18 protein-coding genes (1 of these 18 running past the window's edge) are annotated in these 19,396 nt (G+C 36.7%); 1 reads left to right on the top strand and 17 read right to left on the bottom strand.

The genetic code is table 11. The features are described 5' to 3' along the window. Positions 1-11 precede the first annotated feature (11 nt). From LS482_RS12120 to LS482_RS12095, 6 genes are all read right to left on the bottom strand, one after another. Positions 12-2,417 carry a TonB-dependent receptor domain-containing protein gene (locus tag LS482_RS12120; RefSeq protein WP_233027789.1) on the bottom strand — a complete coding sequence of 802 codons (2,406 nt, stop codon included), beginning with the start codon at positions 2,415-2,417 and terminating at the stop codon, positions 12-14. Between the two features lie 482 nt (positions 2,418-2,899). Then, positions 2,900-4,585: a S8 family serine peptidase gene (locus tag LS482_RS12115; protein WP_233027788.1), complete on the bottom strand. Its 1,686-nt coding sequence runs from the start codon at positions 4,583-4,585 to the stop codon at positions 2,900-2,902. Positions 4,586-4,678: 93 nt separating this feature from the next. Further along, positions 4,679-4,837 (bottom strand): hypothetical protein, encoded by a 159-nt coding sequence (locus LS482_RS12110; RefSeq protein ID WP_233027787.1) that lies wholly within the window; start codon positions 4,835-4,837, stop codon positions 4,679-4,681. 129 nt (positions 4,838-4,966) lie between these two features. Continuing rightward, a complete protein-coding gene (locus LS482_RS12105) occupies positions 4,967-6,670 on the bottom strand; it encodes a helix-turn-helix domain-containing protein (protein ID WP_233027786.1) in 1,704 nt (567 codons plus the stop codon). Positions 6,671-7,039: 369 nt separating this feature from the next. After that, positions 7,040-7,417, bottom strand: a complete 378-nt coding sequence (locus tag LS482_RS12100; protein ID WP_233027785.1) for a hypothetical protein — start codon at positions 7,415-7,417, stop codon at positions 7,040-7,042. A gap of 157 nt (positions 7,418-7,574) precedes the next feature. Continuing rightward, positions 7,575-7,889, bottom strand: a complete 315-nt coding sequence (locus tag LS482_RS12095) for a hypothetical protein (RefSeq protein WP_187964577.1) — start codon at positions 7,887-7,889, stop codon at positions 7,575-7,577. 477 nt (positions 7,890-8,366) lie between these two features. Here LS482_RS12095 and LS482_RS12090 point away from each other — a divergent pair, with 477 nt between their 5' ends. After that, entirely contained in the window at positions 8,367-8,648 is a 282-nt protein-coding gene (locus tag LS482_RS12090) for a helix-turn-helix domain-containing protein (protein ID WP_233027784.1), read from the top strand. Positions 8,649-8,763: 115 nt separating this feature from the next. Here the strand turns inward: LS482_RS12090 and LS482_RS12085 are convergent, their stop codons facing one another. The 11 genes from LS482_RS12085 to LS482_RS12035 all read right to left on the bottom strand — a co-directional run. Continuing rightward, positions 8,764-9,198 (bottom strand): DUF6730 family protein, encoded by a 435-nt coding sequence (locus LS482_RS12085; protein WP_233027783.1) that lies wholly within the window; start codon positions 9,196-9,198, stop codon positions 8,764-8,766. An 11-nt stretch (positions 9,199-9,209) separates the two neighbouring features. After that, positions 9,210-10,085, bottom strand: coding sequence for a relaxase/mobilization nuclease domain-containing protein (locus LS482_RS12080; protein ID WP_233027782.1), 876 nt, complete (start codon positions 10,083-10,085; stop codon positions 9,210-9,212). Continuing rightward, positions 10,082-10,399: a mobilization protein MbpA gene (mbpA, locus tag LS482_RS12075; RefSeq protein ID WP_233027781.1), complete on the bottom strand. Its 318-nt coding sequence runs from the start codon at positions 10,397-10,399 to the stop codon at positions 10,082-10,084. Before mbpA ends, LS482_RS12080 begins: the two co-directional genes overlap by 4 nt. Before the next feature lie 104 nt (positions 10,400-10,503). Continuing rightward, the gene (locus LS482_RS12070) at positions 10,504-11,529 is read right to left on the bottom strand and encodes an IS110 family RNA-guided transposase (RefSeq protein ID WP_233027780.1); all 1,026 of its coding nucleotides are present in this window, start codon (positions 11,527-11,529) and stop codon (positions 10,504-10,506) included. Between the two features lie 325 nt (positions 11,530-11,854). Next, the gene (locus tag LS482_RS12065; protein ID WP_233027779.1) at positions 11,855-12,718 is read right to left on the bottom strand and encodes a DUF8464 domain-containing protein; all 864 of its coding nucleotides are present in this window, start codon (positions 12,716-12,718) and stop codon (positions 11,855-11,857) included. A gap of 90 nt (positions 12,719-12,808) precedes the next feature. Then, on the bottom strand, positions 12,809-14,134 hold the full coding sequence (locus LS482_RS12060; protein WP_233027778.1) for a primase-helicase family protein: 1,326 nt from the start codon (positions 14,132-14,134) through the stop codon (positions 12,809-12,811). Positions 14,135-14,231: 97 nt separating this feature from the next. Continuing rightward, positions 14,232-14,510, bottom strand: coding sequence for a helix-turn-helix domain-containing protein (locus LS482_RS12055; RefSeq protein WP_233027777.1), 279 nt, complete (start codon positions 14,508-14,510; stop codon positions 14,232-14,234). A 99-nt stretch (positions 14,511-14,609) separates the two neighbouring features. After that, on the bottom strand, positions 14,610-15,407 hold the full coding sequence (locus tag LS482_RS12050; protein ID WP_233027776.1) for a hypothetical protein: 798 nt from the start codon (positions 15,405-15,407) through the stop codon (positions 14,610-14,612). Positions 15,408-15,535: 128 nt separating this feature from the next. Continuing rightward, positions 15,536-16,768, bottom strand: coding sequence for a tyrosine-type recombinase/integrase (locus tag LS482_RS12045; RefSeq protein WP_233027775.1), 1,233 nt, complete (start codon positions 16,766-16,768; stop codon positions 15,536-15,538). A 365-nt stretch (positions 16,769-17,133) separates the two neighbouring features. Further along, complete coding sequence (locus tag LS482_RS12040) at positions 17,134-18,168, bottom strand: porin (RefSeq protein WP_367890572.1); 1,035 nt, start codon at positions 18,166-18,168, stop codon at positions 17,134-17,136. A 446-nt stretch (positions 18,169-18,614) separates the two neighbouring features. After that, positions 18,615-19,396: the final stretch of a GNAT family N-acyltransferase gene (locus tag LS482_RS12035; RefSeq protein ID WP_233027773.1), read on the bottom strand. Its footprint extends 1,051 nt past the window's final position; the window shows 782 of its 1,833 coding nt (coding positions 1,052-1,833); its start codon lies beyond the right edge, outside the window; its stop codon occupies positions 18,615-18,617.

Below are 19,396 nucleotides of genomic sequence, written 5' to 3'. Positions count from 1 at the left end.
TTTTATATGAACTAATCATTACTCCTATCGATCTCTTCCTGATTCTTTATTTCTCTTTTCCCAGAAGTTTTTATTTTGGCTCCAAATTTGTACAACAAAGCCACTCTTAAAAATCTTTCATCACGATAATTTTTAAAAGAGTTCTTGATGTTATTTGAGTAGGAGATGTATTCAGGGTTATTAGTCCTAAGTATGTCATTGCCATAAATAGACAACTGTAACTTCTTGTCCATAAAAAAGAATTTCAAGGCGGCATTTAATTGACTAAAAGCTGTATTTCTATCCAAATTGTCTACTCCTTTTGTGACATAACTATATGAAAGGCTAAAAAACATTGTTTTATCCTTATTTAGGATAAGATTATTATTGATGGTAAATTCACCATTCCATCCACTTAAAAAATCAAGTGTTTCCGGTATTTTTGATTTTGAGCTACTGTAGTATATATCTGCATAAAAGTTGGTTTCCATCCAATCAGTAGGATTAACGAAGAGATATTCATTAATTCCAAACATTTTATGAGAGACAAAGTTCAATGGGATAATCTGCTGAACTTTTGTTTGATCGTCAATAATAGTAACTTGTTCAAATCCGTCAGACAGACTGGAAAAATAAATAGTTGATACCCAGAAATCCTTATAAGAATATTCAAATTCTATATTTTGATTGAAAGCAGGCAATAGATACGGATTCCCTTCGGAATATGAATACGGTGAAGCAACCCATCTAAATGGATTTAAAAGACCGAATGAAGGCCTGTTAATTCTTCTACCGTAGTTTATCGAAAAACTATGATTTTCATTTGGTGTATAAACAATATAAGCGGTGGGAAAAAATTCGGTATAGCTAATCTTATTTACTTGATTTAATGTTAATGAGTTTCCTTTGGTTTGAGTATTCTCCATTCTAAGCCCAGCCTGTACTTCCCATTTGTCACCAATTTCTTTTTGAGCCGAAATGTATAAAGCTTGTGTATCTTCGTGAAAAATAAACTCATTACTCTGATTTAAATCAAGGATAGGTGCTCCACTTGTTAAATCATAAAAAGAAAATTTATTACTAGTTTTAGTAAATGATAATCTTCCGCCATAATTCAAATTCATCCATTGTAAAGGGTGTTCCATATCTGCGCTTACTGAATAGTTGTCTACTTTTTGAAAACCTATATTATCTGCGGCTTCGTATGATTCCTCGATATTATCCCCAGAAGGTAAAAAAGTATTAGTCCTGAAATTTCTATTCATATGATTTTCATAATTAAAGTAATCCGCATCTATGGATAGTTTTCTACCTATCGTGTCAATATTATGAACCAAGTGATAATTGAAAATATTTGAATTTCGTTTTATGGTACTTTCAGCTGTAGTATTAATTAAAGAATCGATCCGTGAAGAGCTTCTATTTATAATCTTTGTATTTATATCATCCCTGATTCCTGGTTTATTATCTACTCTGTTGTAGTTAATTCCCATCGATGTTTTCTCAGAAATTCTATATTCCACTCCTAATCTCGCATTGAATGAATTATAAAAATCTTTCCTGTTGTTTTCTTCGGTCCACAATATTTCAGGATAATAAATTTTACTATTCAAATCAGGAGCTAAAGAACCATTTAAATAGTTTATGCTTGAGGTAATACTTATTTTATTTTTCCGATAGTTAAAATTCCCTCCTATAGTGCTAATAGGATAAGTGGCTTGACGATAAGTCGATTGTAATGCTGCTCCCCAAGAATCATATTTTAATCTTTTCGTTTTAATATTAATCAGACCACTATTCCCTTCTGCACTGTATTTAGCAGGTGGATTCGTAATTACTTCAATACTTTTGATATCTTCCGATTTAATCGATCTTAAAAAAGTTATCAGATCCTCTCCGGAAAGTTGTAATAACTTATCATCTAACATTACCGCCATTCCACTTTTCCCGATCATTGAAATTTGATCGTTTTGAACCTTAATTCTTGGAGTGACTCTTAATGCATCCAAGACATCTCCTCCAGTAGCAGCAATACTATTTTCTACATTAAACACCAACCGGTCTACTTTTCGTTCGATAAGAGGTTTTTTACCTTCCACTACAACTTCTGCTAAGGTCTCAGCGCTTTCCTTTAATTTTAAAGTACCAACATTTATATCCTTGTCTACTTGAATATTTTTATTCCAATCTTCATACCCCATAAAACTAATGGTAACTTTATAGGTTCCCATTGATACATTAGTAATATGAAAAACTCCTCCATAGTCAGTAATTGCTCCTTTTACTATATCTTTTTTTATTTGTGGAACTAAAACCACATTGGCAAATTCGATAGCCTGTCCTTCACTATCTGTTACTTTCCCAGAAATTTGAAATTGAGAATATATATGTATTGGTAGTATCATAAAAAGAATAAATAACAATCTATTAGGCTTCATATACTCTAACTATTATTTTGAACCGCACTTGCGAAAATTTTGACACAAAAAAGTGCTTTCCATTTCATCCTCAATATTATTGAGTATATCAATGACAAGCAATTATTTATAATCGACTTTCCGTGAAAATCGACTCGTTATTCATTGAATTACGACTAATCCATATCAAATCAAAAAAAACTGATAATCAAAATATTGCGATACATTTGTAGATCAAAAAGATTGTGTGGTATACATATTTAAGTCCATTAGTAAACTGCCTCACCATTGATTAAAATAATCTTTTAAACCAAATACATATGTAGTTTACTGGAGAGAGGTATATATTACGATTTAGTATATCACCAAAATCATTACTTAATAAAAAAGAAAGATTGCTTTTTTTCATAGCAACCTTTCTATTCCTATAAAAGTTTAAAATAATTAAGGGAAAGGGAATAACGAGATGTAGAAATTGTATTCTTCTCCTTTGTGTCAGATGATTATTTCTCAGTAGAAATTTCTCTGGCCATAAGCAGTGCATTATATGCATTTACTACTTTACCGGATTGGGAAAATTCACGAAAAAGCAGTTTTTCCTTAGTTTCATTTCCAGGGATGTTACATTCTATATTATAGGACAGCCCAGAATCCATAATGATCTTCTTTACCTGAGAAGCAGACAAATCCGGATAATAGGACCATATTAACGCTGCCACCCCGGATACAATGGCAGAAGCCAGCGAGGTACCTGGCATTTGTTTGTATGAATTATCGGGGGCCGTGGTGAGGAGTTCATAACCTGGGGCAAATACATCTACATTATGCCTTCCATAGTTGGAATAAGAAACCACCAAGTTTTCATTTACATAAGGGGTAATGGCCCCTACAATTAGAAAATTGTCTGCTACCTCTCCCATACTATCTTTAGCATCATTCGGGTAATAATAATCGAACTCGTCTATATTGATCCCATCATTGCCAGCAGAAGTTACCAATAATACATTCTTTTCAGCGGCATAACGAATAGCATCAAATACCCATTCTTTGTGTAATGAAAATTTTTTACTGAAGCTCATGTTAATAACTTTAGCTCCGTTATCCACAGCATAACGAATAGCCAAGGCTATATCTTTATCATGAGCCGCTCCATAAGGAGACATCCTTACAGGCATAATCTTTATTCGATCACTTATGCCTCTTACTCCACGAGAATTTTGAGAAGCAACGAGAAGTCCCGCTACATAGGTTCCGTGAGGATACACTTTTTCAAGACCGTTTTTGGTACTAATTTCATTATTTCCGTAACCGGTGTCGGTAATATCTTCAGGATCATCACCTATAATTTTTCTATCATCGTATTCTATATTCGCCCAGTAATTCATAGAAGCATCTCCTTCATCTTTAGCTGCATAGATCCATTCCTGGGTCAGATTATATTTTATATAATCCGACATATAATAAATCAGGCTGGCCAACTCCTTATCTTCTTTCTCTTTTAAAGCATACAAACTATCGAGCTGCTCAACTGTGTAATCTTCTTTTGGAAAAAACTTTTTTAATGCTTCTTTGGACTTAGGATAAGTATTTACTAAAAAATCTCCATATTCCTGATTATCTTTGGCCTCTTTCAGCTTTTCTTCATAAACTTTCCTGGCCTTAACATAAATAGAAAACTCTTCACGCTCATGAACAGGAATCTCTTCTTCTGATTTGTTTTTAAACTTTTCTTCATACTTCCTAACGATGCGTACTACCTCATAATTTGTATGAATGATGTTCTCTCCTTGACTATTTCCTAAAAAATTCCAACCGTGTACATCATCTTCATAGCCATTGCCATCATCGTCTATTCCATTATCTGAAACCTCGTTAGGGTTTATCCATATATTATTTTTAAGTGCCTCATGTGCTATGTCAATTTCCGTATCTAATACTGCGACAATAACACCTATTCCTTTTTTCTTTTCCAGAATCTCCTTATACGCTCTGTCCAAACTAATCCCAGGAATAGTATCCAAAAGGTAGTCCTTATGTTGCCAGTTATTTAGTTCTTTTTCCGCAATCTCAGCTTTTTTGGAAAGTACGTCATCAACCGAAACAGGTGAAAGAGAAGAAGTTTTGTTGGGAGAGCAATTCCACAATAACCAACTTATTGCGATGTAAATTAACGTTCTTATAGTCGTCATGGTAATTGTATAGCTAAAAAACTTTACAACCCAAGGATTGTAAAGTTTTTATTCGAAACCAAATATAAATAAACATGGCATTAAAACCAGAGATTATTTTTTTGTTGGTTTTAATTCCTTGGGAATTGACGTAGGTGGCGGTGTATCAGGACCATCATCTGCACCACCAAAAATTATATTCGGATCATTAAGTTTAGCTACTGTAAATTTCTTTAAATCCAATCTTTTGTTGTTAGCTTTTTTTTTCATCATTTCAAAATATTTTTAATTACACTCATCAAAAATATGCGGATTTATTCATAATCTATAAGGTCCTGTACTATTTAGTAATCGTATTTCCATGAATGTAGACTAATAAATAATTACGTATCAACAACTTAATTAAAATCTTCTTTTATCCAATTCCTTAATCAGATATGAAGGGTATATCCCGGTTTTTTTATAGAATGCCTTGGAAAAGGGCTCCTGACTGTTAAACCCGGATTCGCGGGCAATGGCTGTAATGGTATAATTCCGAAACTTCTGATCCGTTTTTAATCGGGATACTGCATAATCTACCCGAAGATCATTAATATAGGTATTAAAAGTTTTCTGCTTATATAAATTAATAGTTTTCGAAAGATATTTGTTGTTAGTTTGGAGGTCTTTTGCCATATCCTTTAAATTGAGATTCCGGGAAAGGTATCCCTGCCCGGCTTCAAACTGTTCCAAATTTTTAAGGATTGTATTTACGATCTCTTTGGGTACATCTGTTTTTACTTTATCTTTTATTTCACTTGCTGACGGAATAGACTGTACAGGAATTTTCTCCCGCAACAATTTTTCCAGTCTCTTCTTATAGATACGCTGTTTTCTGTAATAGTAAAAAAATAGTCCTGTAGTCCCTAATGCTAATATGGATATACTTATAATCCCAATAGTGGTCTTTCTTTTCTTTCCATCCAGAGCAGCAATCAATTCGTCTTTTTGGGAAATCAGCTGAGGAGTATCGTATTGATGGATAATATTTTTATTAATATACCTGTAATTGTCATTCAGAACACTATCTACGGTTAAGAGCTTTTCCGTGTACAACAACTGCTGTTCTTTATCCCCGATTGATTTGTAATGATTGATAAGTATTTCGTACCCCTCCCGCATTTCCGGGTGAATATCCGATAAGTTTTGAAAAATAGTATCGACTTTTTTAAAATATACAACCGCTTCTTTCGTACGCTTTAATCCAAGATACGATTTTCCAAGATAGAAATACGAAAAAGCCAAATTTGGCTGATCCCCTATTTTCCTTATGATTGGCATACCATAAACAATACTGTCAATCGCTGCATTATAATTTCCTTTAAAATATTGATTGGCCCCTTCATATATAATGAAGTATCCTTTTTGATCATCCATATCCAGCAACACAGATTTGTCGTATCCAATCCTATTGATCATGGATGCAGAATCAAAGGATTGAAGCCGCATATGAGTGTCAGAAAGTGCAACAAGGACACTGAGGTAACTTGAATTGTATTTATTTTTATGTTCCGGTTCCTGATAAAAATTTAAGCATCTCTTAAAAATAGTCATTGCCTCCTCGTATTCCCCCATTCTACTCTTTAATAATCCTATGTTATGTTTCACTACATAGTCCAAGTAACTTTCTTCCCATTGGTTAAGGTGTTCATTAGCCCTCAAATAATCATCTAATGCATTTTTAAATTTCCTCTTAGTAAAGAAAAGATTTGCTCTTGTTAAATACCCATAAAAGGGATAATATTTATCTCCTTTTATGTTCTGGGTTAGATTGATAATACTATCCGAATACTTTATGGCAATAGAATCTCTATTTATTTCGGTCATAAAAAAATAACCGTCCACCATTTTTATAGTGTCCTTGTCTTTTTTTGCACGGTATAAATAAGTATTGGCATATACCACCGCTACAGAAGAATCGGCTTCATGATCGTAAAATTTCGTAGAAAGGTCCTTATAGGTATAGTGCTTTAATGAGTCCAACTGTTGGATAAAAGCATCTGTTTGTCCATGCAAAGAATCATTAAGTAAAACAAAAATAAAGGATATGACTATAAAGCGGCACATGATATTTAGGGCAATTTTTGCAACTAAAATAGTATTTTATGACAATAAAATAACATTTATTGTCAAATCATTTGACACCCTTTTAATGTGCTCGTAAAAATCAAGAAAATAATTTGAAAACAAATTCATAATCTTTTTTCAGCTAATTTTATAGTATTTCTATTTTATCGCAAAAAATCCCGACCCTTGTAAAAAAACAGAAAGCCGGGAATCGGCCCACAGAAAACCTTAAAAAGAGAAGATCAAATAATAAAGATCACGACCAGGACGGTCATAACCGAGACTCCTGCTATCATGCCAAACAGAAAGCAGGTAAAAGGCAATCGAAGCCAATCCGTTGCCTTTAGGTTTTTGAGATTGTCATTATGGTCAGGAGAGATCGGCATCACTATTTTTATCTCCGTTTTTTCTTTTTTGCTCCGCTTTTTCTTTCATATAGATAAAAGCGCAATGAGCTTCATTTAAAAACATACTTTCAGAAACAGGCAACATCCGAAATGTTAACCGGAGTATATTATTGATACTGTTATTCATATCGTCTTCCATAAGTTCTCCGGAAGTAGCTTCTTTCTCTGTGGCAATAATGCAAAGGTTAAGAAGGTCGGCAATTGTACACGCCAGATCGACATACCCAGACAAATAAATTTTCACTTCGAAATCATCTGTTTCAGCATTATACTTTAACGTGTCAAAATGCTTATAAGCTCTCTCTTGCAGCTTGTCGAATACTTTGGTTTTCCATTCCATGATATTTATCTATGTTTAGTGATTATTCTTTTTCTGATTGGCCGGGTGCATTTTTGAATTCGGGGCAAACCACGAGTTGTTTTTCTCCCCAACTCGTGGTTTACACTTTAATATTACCGAATCCCCGGGCGTGAGCTTTTGTGGTTGTAGTTAAGGATCATTTATTTATCAGTCGGGCTACCTTCGATTCAGGGACAAACGCTTTTACCTTTTCCCGGAATGCCATACGCTCCCATACTGTACAACCATCTTGGGAGCATACTTTTTCAAAATCGTCAAGACGAGATATTATAAATGAAGTTATATCATCGGGAACATTTACTGCTTTGATCTTATTACGCCGTCTATTCATCCTTAGTAGCAAATACTTAGCATTAGCATAGTCTTTGGAGAAAATAGCCCATTCGAAGTATCTTATAATGGCGATAGGTTCCTGGCTATCTATTAGTTTTTTGATCTCTATACTCTTCATTGGCAAGTATTTTAGGTTAATGAAAAAGTGTAGAGGTAGTAGATGGATAAGGGGAGTATTTAAAGAAAGGAAAAGGCGTCCCTCTTCCTTTCCTACTACCCCAAAATAACAGGACAAAACTGCCCCGTTATGCTTTAATGTGCGAAACCTCCAAAAGATTTTTTGTAGATAGCTTTGCGATAGAGACGGAGAGTTACAAGGAAATAAACAGGCGTGGAACTCAACTTATCACCTCTGGGTACTGGCATACCCGTACACGAATAAGTGAGCCCACGCCCGGGTCGTGAGCTATTTTCACTTATGGTCTCGTGTACATGAAAAGTGCCAGTTTTCGAGGTGAGACTCTAAGCGAATAGCTTCTAATATTTTTCTATAAGAAGTGTCGCAAATATATGTAACGTTGAACAAATATATATAAAAACATTTTGTCATCCAAATGGATTACAAAAATAAAATTATTATTTCCAAAATTGCAGTATGGCAGAACTTTCAAAAGAAGATATAATTTTAGCTAATAAAATAGCCAAAAGGATTAAACAACTCCGCATTCAAAGTACCGGAGCTAAACAAATAGATTTCGCCAATAAGTACAATATTGACCGACAAATAGTAAGCCGATGGGAAAGCCAAATAGTCGTTGATTCAAAAACGGGTAAACCAAAAGGACGGGGAGTCACTATTTATACAGTGGAGAAATTCTGTAAATTGCTTGGCATTACTCTAAGAGATTTCTTCAATGATCCGATATTTCTCAAATAAAAATAGAAATCCCCAACACTTAGGCCGTCTCTTTGTTTGAGTTTTGCCCTTACCATAGGGGAAGCCTGTACCCCAAAGCCCCATATTCTTACCGAACTAATACTATTTTGCGCGGTTATTTTTCTTCGTTGAGCCAGTTTTCATACAAGGCTTTAGCCTCCGGATTTTCTTCCATGAATGCCCTGTAATGCCTAATGACACGTTCGTATTTTTCCTCCCAGGACTTTTTTTTGTTATGAAGATGTACACTATAAATTATAGAGGCTAACGTAAGTGCGTGCACCACAATAAAAGAAATCACCAGCCAACGAGGAAGCCGGTAAGTACCCTTTACCGCTTTATACACCTCGGTCAAATTCTCGTCATGACGCGATTGTATTTCCCGGTGTTTATTGAGGTGTTCTTTTAAGAGCTGTTCTACTTCCGTTGCATCCGCCTTAACTTTTATATCTCCCAGGTATTCCGACAGCCCTTCCAGCCTATCAATGGACTGGTTAAATCCGTGGATTTCTTCGGTTAACAGTTCTGCGATTTCTTCTAATTTTCCCATAACGTTTGTTTTTAATATCCCATTCCGAAACCTGTATCCATAGCCCTTTTGGCGACTTGTTTTGCCAGCTCTTTGGCTATTTTGACCGTAATGTTACTGCTTAATTCCACAGCTTTACCCATGAGGCTTACCTGGTTGTTCTGTGCCAGTTTTTGGCCGAACCGTTGGTTCCGGGAGATAGCCATGGCCAGTTTTCCCCCGGACATATCCCGGTGTACTTCACTTCCTTTCAGATTATGATTTCTGTACTGAAACCGGAAACCTTGTAACTGGTTTTGTTTGTTAATCGTAGGGATTACCGAAACCTGTTGTCGTTTCATCAGGGAAATGTACTCATCAAAACTTTTCGGTCTGTGTTGCTGCATTATGCTGTCGTGTATCTGTTTTATTTCATTCCGGACTTGTTTCAGGGATTGATCTTTGACTTGCTGCACCTCTTTAACTGTGGTAAGCTGTAATTGCTGTGCAGTTCTTTCGGCCGCCCTCTGGCTGCGTTTGCCGATATAATTGTCTTTATAGGCTTTGCCCTGAAAATCAATCCGGTTCACATATAAATGAATATGGGTATGGGCTTTGTCCCGGTGAACAAAAGCAATGGCTTGCCGTTCGCCTAACTGCATTTCATCCATAAAGGTTTTGGTGAGTTCTCCAAGTTCTTCCCGGTTTAACTGCCGTCCGTCTTCTATGGTGGGACTAAGCACAAAACTCAGGGTATTCTTTTCACAACGGACATTCATATCCTGTATCATTTTAAACTCTTTGGTGACTTCTTTGGGATTGTCGCCACACAGGTTTTGCTGGTAAACGATTTCGGCATTTTTTTCCTGGTTCCATCCGTATTGCATGGAAACCTGCGTATGTGCTATGGATTTGCCTTTACCGATCATTTTTTAAAATTATAGAGGTGTGTTTTTATCTCCTGGGCCAACTGGAGCACTTCATCGGCCAATTTTGGGTTTCGTTTGCGGAACATATTCCTGATGCGTTTAAAATTGTTGTGGTACTGTACCAGCACTTTATAGGCCTCCAGTTGTTCTTCGGTTAACCGTTCCACGATCCGGTCTTCCATAACGGCCATACGGCAATAAGCGCTTATACTCAAACCGGCTCTTTTGGCTTTGATACGCAACAGCTTTTTTTCGTACTGCGTACAGCGAAATTTGATATACGTACTTTTGTTATGTTTGCTTTTTCTTTTCACCTTTAAGTACAATGCTGTCGAAATGAAATCCGGTTTTTGAATATTTTTGCAAACGGAATGCCGCAGGCAGAAACCCTCTTTGCGAATTCTAAGAGAAATCCAAATTAATTGGGGAAATTTTGTTCATATACGGTTACATAAGGTGTACCTCTCTTGATTACAGCAAAAATCCGATTAACAAGTTTGCAACATACAGCATTTACAATCACCTTATGATCCTTTCCTTGTTCTCTTTTTCTTTGATAAAATTGCTTCATTTGGTTATCATACCTGATGGCTGAATTAGCTCCATTGTTAAGAAGTGTTTTTATAGTTGTATTTCCATATTTGCTAGTCCTTGTCCGTCCTCTGATAGAAGTTCCGGAAGAGAACTCAAAGGGAGCTATACCTGCATAACAAGCATATTTTCTTCCATTTTCAAAACTTGTAAAATTATTGGTTGACACAATCATAAAAGCTCCTATAATCAATCCAACTCCCTTAACCGATGTAATAAGGTCATAATTTTTGTGTAACAACTCATCACTCTCAATAACATCCATTATTTGTTGCTTGATCCCTGCTATTATTTGATCTTGTCTATCGATTTGCTGATAGATCTGATCCGTAATATTACAGAGACCACTTATGGATTGGTATTGTTTATGACTTTTAAGACTATTTTTTAAAGCGGTTCTGATACGCACTATTTGTTCCCTGTAAGTCAACAATTGTTTGATTTTTATAAGTACAGCAGATGGCATGATAAAAGGCCTTAGCTTTACTTTATGGGTAAATGCGTAGTCAGCAATCCTCCTAGCATCAACAACATCATTTTTACCTCGAATCATTCCTAAGCTCTGTTTAATTTGTAATCCGGATTGTACACTAAAAAGAAGTCCCTTTTGAGCTAACCAAGCATAAAACAGCAGTCCATAGGTGCCTGTATGTTCCATACAGAAAGCACAATCCTTCACTTGAAGTCCTTGTTTTTCTATCCAGGAAACGATTCGAGAAAATCCCTTAATAGTATTTTCCGTATGCAATTCCACAAAAGAGTTCTTTCCTGTCTCTTTCAATAAAGCCAGGTCTAATACATTCTTACTGATATCGACACCAATAAAATGCTTTTTCTGCATAAATTTCTTCATAAGTGTATACGTTTTTAAACCGGAATGGTTGCTATGCTAGTACCTTTAATAAGTCTGACTTAAGATTCTAAATGGCTTTTGCAACTAAAAAGGAGATAAGGACTAATTCGCAAAATGAAGCTAAATCAGACCCTCGGATAGTTCACCTTATCTCCTTCCGGCTTGATTATTAATTGCATTAAAGTTATCTGTCTCCTTTTAGAATCTTTCGATCGTTATTTATATTTTTACCCTTTGCGACCAAGGTCCTTTGCAATCTAAAGGACCTTCGGGAGCAAAGCGAGATTGTTTTTGTGGCAACAAAAACACATCTCGAAATTCTTACTCAGCCGGGTATTTCCTTTTGAGTTACCCACCATTGATTGACATCTTTATACTCGCTATACAGACCGGACATATCGATACATTGATGTGTATGGTTTAACAAAAATTGTGTAGCTTTTCTTCCGGTACGATCCCGATCTAAATACAGTTCTATACAACAATAGTTATCCAAAATTGAAATCGTCTTTTTCAGAAAAGCTACCGAATTTAATACCAAAATATCTGAACGGGCAAGGATCATTGGGTTATAGGTCACAAGTGAAAGCATATCAAACATGCCTTCGGTTATGGTTAGATTGTTTTCATTATTCTCAATAAGACAAATATCTTTAGGGGAGGTTGAACCTTTGAAAAATGGATTACGGAGTTCCCAGCCATCAGAACGGTTTTGCAGTCCGATCGCAAAAAAAGATTTTGTTCCACAGGTATAATGGACTTCTTTGCAATATTTCTGAGCCATTGCTAAGGGAATATTTCTCTGGTGAAGATAGTTGACCAGCCCGGGATGTTGTATTTCTTTGACCCGTTGAATGGTAATTTTTGATGGAGGAGTATCTTTAACAGGGGGCTGGTGAAAAGAAAAAGACGAGGTTTCCCCATTTAAAAAGGCCAGAGCTTCTGCAACAGAATAGCCTTTCAGCAATACCACCAGGTCAATGACATTTCCGCCTTTACCTTCGCCAAAATCATACCAGCGGTTCAAAGATAAAGAGACTTTGAAAGAGGCCTGGGTTTCTGACCGCAGGGGACTCAGAAACCAGGCTTCTTTCTCCGATTGACGTACGGGAAAGTGCCCGGATTTTTCCAACACCGAAAGAATGGAAAAATCACGGGCTTTTTCACACTTTAGTTTTTCTCTTTTCATGAGCATTTGATTTTTACGATTTTTTTGATGATTTGATGCCGAATTGGGTTAACTGTTTGTTATATAGTTTTTTACATGGCATCAAAAGTGTCATCTTTTCGGCATCAATTTTATGTTTTCATCATTTTCCGGCATCAAATTATTTTTTGATGACACTTTGATGCCGGTTTGATGACAGTGTAATTTACTGTTAGTCATATCTTTATATGATTCTGGCATCAAATCATCAAAATTTTGCAGGATGAAGGATTTTTTCAGGGTATAAAACCTTCCTTTATCGGTAGTATCCACGATAGTGCCGTCGCTCAAAACCGAGAACTTTTGATATTTTAAGGAGTTGGGGGCCGGGGTCAGTTTCCATTCTTCCTGGACGATGTTTTTGAGTTTGGTTTTGGTTTCCCGGTAAGGGGTCCTGCTCAGCAGGTTTTGTAAATCTTTGATGCAAAACCGGAACTCATCCACTTCGTAATTTTCCATGATTTCTATGATGGAGTTGATAAGTTCTACTTCCACGATGTTCTTGTTAAAGCTGATAAGTTTCTTTAACGCCTCGGTTTTGAGTTGTTGTGGGGTAAACCACATCCGGGTGGTGTTTTCCGAATAGTAATCCCGGTGTAAGAGATAATGCAGGAAAGCCGGGATTTCCCGGATGAGTTTCTCCAGAAGCTGTTCGTCCTCTTTGGGAAAGGTGGGAAGTTTACGCACCCAAAACCGGATTTCTCCGGGATCGATCTTGATAAAGGTTTTTTCATTGTTGCTGCACAGGATAAACTTGCCGAAAAATTCGATTTCGTTTTTATCTTTTCCCTTGGCTTCTGCTTTATAGGTCCGAGCGGTGGCCAGGTTTTTGATGCGTTCAGTATCTTCCTTTTTGTCCAGCAGCACTTCATCCACGGCAATAATCAATTTGCTGGACCAGTCCGCGTTGAACTGTGACCGGAAATCATCATTGGTATTATAAGTCATATTACTGCCGAAAATGGCTTTGAGCCAGTTCAGGGCTGTAGTCTTTCCGGTATTCCGTTCCTTCGATACCAAGCATAGTACCGGGAGTATTTGTGTAGGCTTTTCATAAAGGATTTTTAGATAGTCCAGTCCCAATTCCAGTTGTTCCCCGAAAAGATGTTCCATAAACTGTAAAGAATAGGTAATTTCTCCTTGTTTGGGCTTATGGGAAAGCGCATTATAGGTATTATAGAAATTGGAGATTTCCTGCTGAAAATTCAGGTGGGAGGGAATACAACAAAAACCGTCATATTTTTTGATTTTACTCAGGTACTGTCTGCCGTGATCTTCCTTGATACATTCCTTGCTCCACAGGGTGAGCACTTCGAGGGTATCCCCGGAAGCCAGGGGCCTATGGATACGTTTAAAGTAGGAAGTGCCAATACGAAGATATGTTGATGTTGTTTTCATAATTCCGGGTATTGCAGAAAGCCGTATCTTTATGACCATCTTTGTTTAAGTGTTGTAAATAGGTAAAAAGTGTAGCGCAAGTACAGCACTACACTTTTTATCTTTTATACTTTAAGGATTTGATCTCGTTTAAACTGTCAAACAGTTCTGTATGAGCAATGAGTATCCTGCTACCGTTTTTCATACGCCTGGCTTGGATATGTCCTTTTTCGATGTGGTTTCGTACCGTTTGCCGGTCCACTTTCAGGATTCCGGCAGCTTCGTTGATCGTATAAAACTTATTAGACAAATCCTCTTTAGGCTGGTTGAGCAGTTCGGTCAGCATGCCCTTGATCTCGCTTAGTTCTGTCTGGAGGGTGTCAAATGGATTGTTCATAGCATTGCGTTTTAATGAAACTTTAACGCAATGTTACTATCGGATATAGCTGATTTTATTCTAATTTGAAGGAATTGAAAAATTGGAAAAGAAAAGGTATTACCGGTTATATATGGCTATATCATCTAAAAAACTAAGTTTTTTCAATATGGGAGCATAATTGCTTTTATCGACAATATCTTTTTCATTCAGGTCCCGGAATACTTTGGAGATCATGGTGAAATCATACTCGAAACTAAAAAAGGCAGCTGATAACTCACACAATTCCCTTTGGGTAAGTTTACCAGGGATTTTGATAAACTGTAAAGTTTTGAGTTTCCAGATCAGGATGCAGATAGCGGTGGCATCTCCACTGCCAAGGCATCTGGATATCCAGTGGCCCTCCGGGTCCAGGATACCTTTTTCTTGAAGGGAAGAGATAACAGCATCTCTTTGAGCACTACGGGTAAAGAGATCATCAAACTGCAAACGGGTTCTGATTGGAGTACGGGACTTGACTATTTTCTTTTCTTTAACTGGCATGTCCAAATCCCTTTCCAGTTTTTTAAATTTATTTTGAAAAGGTATTTTTCCGGGGGATTTTAAGTAGCTTCTGTATTGAGGAGAAGTTTCCTGGATGAGAAATTTTAATAGGAATAGTATAAACCAGATTCCGGCCAGCAGGATAGCAATAAAAAGCATGATGGTCCAGGTATTCCAGGGAATATTTTTAAAAAACAGAACCAGGCTGCTGATATAAATAATAGTGAAGAATAAAAGCACACAGAAAAGCCCTATACGTGTAAAATGCTTTTGAGTATAGGCCCGGATTCGGATTTTAAAACGTCTTGTACGGTAAAGGACAATCCCGGTAAGGTTGTAGATAGCTTCGAGGATATAAGTAATTATTTTCATCATCCTAAGGATTAGAGGAAAAATATTTTCCAATATATAGGAGGTACAAACTGATAATAATGAAGTATATACCGCTATAAAACAAGTATATAAAAATAAGGATTAAAATATAAATCAAAGATGATGGAATATTAGCCCCAATATTTTTCCATCTGTTCTTTTATGGACCGCTGAGAAGTTTTTTTGTATTTAATAAGAGTTTGGGGATTTTTGATACCGGTTACTTTCATAATAATATGATCCGGCATGCCCCGCTCCGATGATAATGTGATAAAAGTCCTCCGTGCTGTATGGCTTCCTACTGTCTCATATTTTTTCCAGTATATAACCTCCTTTTTATTTCCCCTATACACGGTCTCTTTTATACTCTCATCTATCTCGGCCATTTTACAAATTTTTCGCAATTTTCTATTAAAAGTCTTTTCATGGATAACCGGAATATTCCAGTCATATTTCTCCAAGAGAGCTTTGAGTTTTGGAAGAAGAGGGATAAAACTGTCATGTTCCGTTTTCTCCGCAACTTTAATAATCATATTCCCTTTTACATCTTCTTTTTCGAACACAGAATAGTCGGAAAATCTTTGACCGGAATACACGCCTATCAGAAATAGATCACGAACTTGGATTAAGTCTTCTTCTGTTAACTCCAGTTCTTCAATTTTCTCTATTTCATCTTTGGTTAAGTATACATCATCAGGTTCATACTTTTTAATTGGATTTTTGAGCTCCTTAAAATCTATATCATGATATTTCCCTTTAGCCCAATAGAGAAAGGTAAAAAGAAAATCGATCTCTCTCTTTAGGGTATTATCATTATGTGGCTTATATGGCTCCTTGTCGATTTTTCTTAAAAATCCCGACCAATCATCTATAAAGTCCTCATTTATATCATCAAATCGTAGATTTTTACTCCTATCCTCTTCATAATACCGTATCTTCCCCTTTAAAGCCTTGAATTTTTTATTCCAATGTTCTGACTTACCCTCAGATTTATTTTTCCTGTCTATGAAATCCTGAATTAAATCTGGTAATCGTTTAGAAGTTGTTATTCTTGTCTTTTTGGGCTTAAATTTCTTGTCAAATTCAGTCCTTAAAAAATTTAAGGTTATGATCTCATCATTTATCTTGGCATTATCCAAAAGCTTGTTTAGGAACCCGGAGTACCGATCAAGAACACTTTTTATAGCAGACAAATCAGAACGCCCTCTTTTAATAACTGGCATTTTACTTTCGGAATCCCAATCTTTAGGGCTGATAAATTGTCCAGTCGAGTATTTGAATTTTTGCTTATCATACGAAACCCAATACATTAAAAGAATTAGCTGGTCTTTTTCTGAAGAAGGATTGTTAAGATAAAAGTACATAATTGATATTTATATTAACGGACACTACAGCGGACACAAATGTACAATTTATTTATACAAAACAGTTATTATTAAATATAAAAATAACACCTAAACAACTGTTTTTCAGTAGAAATAAAATTATTTAGCTATAACAAAAAATTAAAATTCGAGAGTTCGATTCTCTCCGACTCCACAAAGCGGGATTTCTTTGTGAAATCCCGCTTTTTTTTCGCTCTACAAAAAATTTCTCCCCCTTATTGTTAGTGAATTAATCACAATAAATGAATGTAAAGAGTCGGTTTGTAGTAATATACGAGTAATCAGAGGTGGATTACCTTCAGGGTTCTTCCCGCTTAACAGGAATAAAAAAGGGATGTCATAGCTCAAAAAGAAATATCCCACTGCACCCTGAACCGAACTTTATCATTGATCCGGGTATCTACCTGTTCATAATCAAAATGGCTGATTTCCAGGGTCAGTTTATTTTTGTGTTCCTTAAAAAACCAGTTAAAGGCCAGGGTTGCTTCTTCCTGAAAATTGTCATCAATATTATTATCCGGGGTAAACCTGGCGTACCTACCGGCAATCTCCAGTGGTCTGGGCCACCAATCGAAAGCAGAGTTGCCCAGATAGCCCGCCTGAAGGTAAAATCCTTCCATGGTGGTAGATGCATCATTTTCCGTGAACTTGTCCTTAATGATCTTGTGGTGCCATTCCGACTGCCAGCTTAACCCATTATAGACAAAAGCCGTTTCAAGATTGTATTGATTTACCCTGTATTGTCCCATTGAACCATCTTCAAACCCGTTTAAAAACCCACCTCCGGATTGTGAGAATCGGGTATACGGACTGCGGTTGGTTACCCCGGCAAGGGCAATAATAGCTTTTGGCTTTGGATGGAATTCAAAATCACTGCTTTCAAACCCCAGGTCCTCCCCCAGCATATTCCATTGCAGCCTGCCAAAATACATGAGGTTACCGTCATCATTGGTCGCACTCCCCCTTCCGGTACCGGTAAACATTCCTACCCAGTAACTGAAGTCGAGCATCCCTCTGTTTTTGAGCCTTCCGTAGAGTTCTATCCCTTGCTGCCTGTCTACAGTAAAGGGCCTGTTGATAATAGACCGGTCCATCGTTCCCTGTTCTCCACTGCTGATACGGCGTTCCCTGGAATATTCCACTTTCCACTGTCCTACTTTAAGTTTCAGCCAGTCCCATTTTTCAACCATAACCCGGAAATCCAGAAGATTGGACCTTCTCAACTCATACTCCCAATAATATTTTAACCAAGGTTGGTAGGCACTTCCCCCAACTTTCAGGCGCGCCCGGTTTATCTTAAACAAACTGGAATTTTCAGTATCATAATCATCAAAAGTGAGTGGGTTCTGATCGTCGGGAGTTGCGAAACGAAATTGCATGCGCCCTTGTATTTGAAGGAGATATCGGTTATCTGACGATTTCAGCTCAAAACCCCTGTCCCCGTAACCAATTTTCCATTCGGGCACTGTATCTTTTTCAACCTGTTGTGCCGAGATCCCGGGAACAAAAAACAAACAAAGGATTAAAAGGGTGGATAAACAAAAAATATTTTTCTCGATCATTCTGAAACAAAACTTTAAGCCAAAGCCTGACACCTTTAATTACGAATAACGGTATCATTTCAATTAATATTTATACAACAAGAAAAAAGTGTTTTTATTAAACTCAATGCATTAATAATCATTTGAGCTATAAAAACACCTGAAAGCGCTAAAATTACGGAATTCTTTGCAGACTTGACTGATTTTTATCAAAAACTTACCCCTTCATCGAAAAAACACCTCTTTTTTGAAAGGTTTCGGAATTAAAAGCAAAAGACCTGCGGCTACGACGTTTCATTTTCTTCCGGTCCGTCTCCGTTATTTTGCATGAATTTGCGTTCCAGTTCTTCCTGAAATTCCTCCATGACGGGTTTTACCGTACTTTCCGGCAGATCGGCAATACGTATATACATCAGTCCGTCAACCGAATTGTTAAAAAGCGGGTCTACATTAAAGGCGACTACCTTGGCGTTTTGTTTAATATATTTTTTAATGAGTACGGGTAAACGCAGGCTTCCCGGTTCGACTTCGTCAATGATCCTGTCAAATTTGTTCAGGTCTGCCTCGGTTTCGTCAAAAACAAAATCCTTATCGACATCCTTGAGTTTTACCTTGAAATCCTTTTTGGGTTTAATGTATTGGGCTACATAAGGATCGTAGTAATTTGATTTCATAAATTCGATCATCAGCGATTTTGAAAAGTTGGAAAACTGATTACTGATGCTTACTCCGCCTATGAGATATTTGTGTTCGGGGTGTCTGAGGGTTGTATGCACTATCCCTTTCCATAACAAGAAAAGCGGCATTGGTTTTTGCTGGTATTCCTTAATTATGAAAGCTCTGCCCATTTCTATGGATTCACTCATCATTTTATACAGTTCCGGTTCAAAACGAAAAAGGTCTTGCAAATAAAATCCATCTATTCCGTAAGCAGCAAAAATTTCAGCACCAAGTCCCATTCTATAGGCCCCGACTATCTTTTTCTCATTATCGTCCCACAAAAACATATGATGATAGTAGGTGTCGAAACGGTCAAGGTCTACAGCCTGGTTTGTCCCTTCTCCCA

This window comes from Sinomicrobium kalidii, assembly GCF_021183825.1.
Taxonomy (GTDB): domain Bacteria; phylum Bacteroidota; class Bacteroidia; order Flavobacteriales; family Flavobacteriaceae; genus Sinomicrobium; species Sinomicrobium kalidii.
This window is presented reverse-complemented; position numbering and strand designations above follow the sequence as displayed.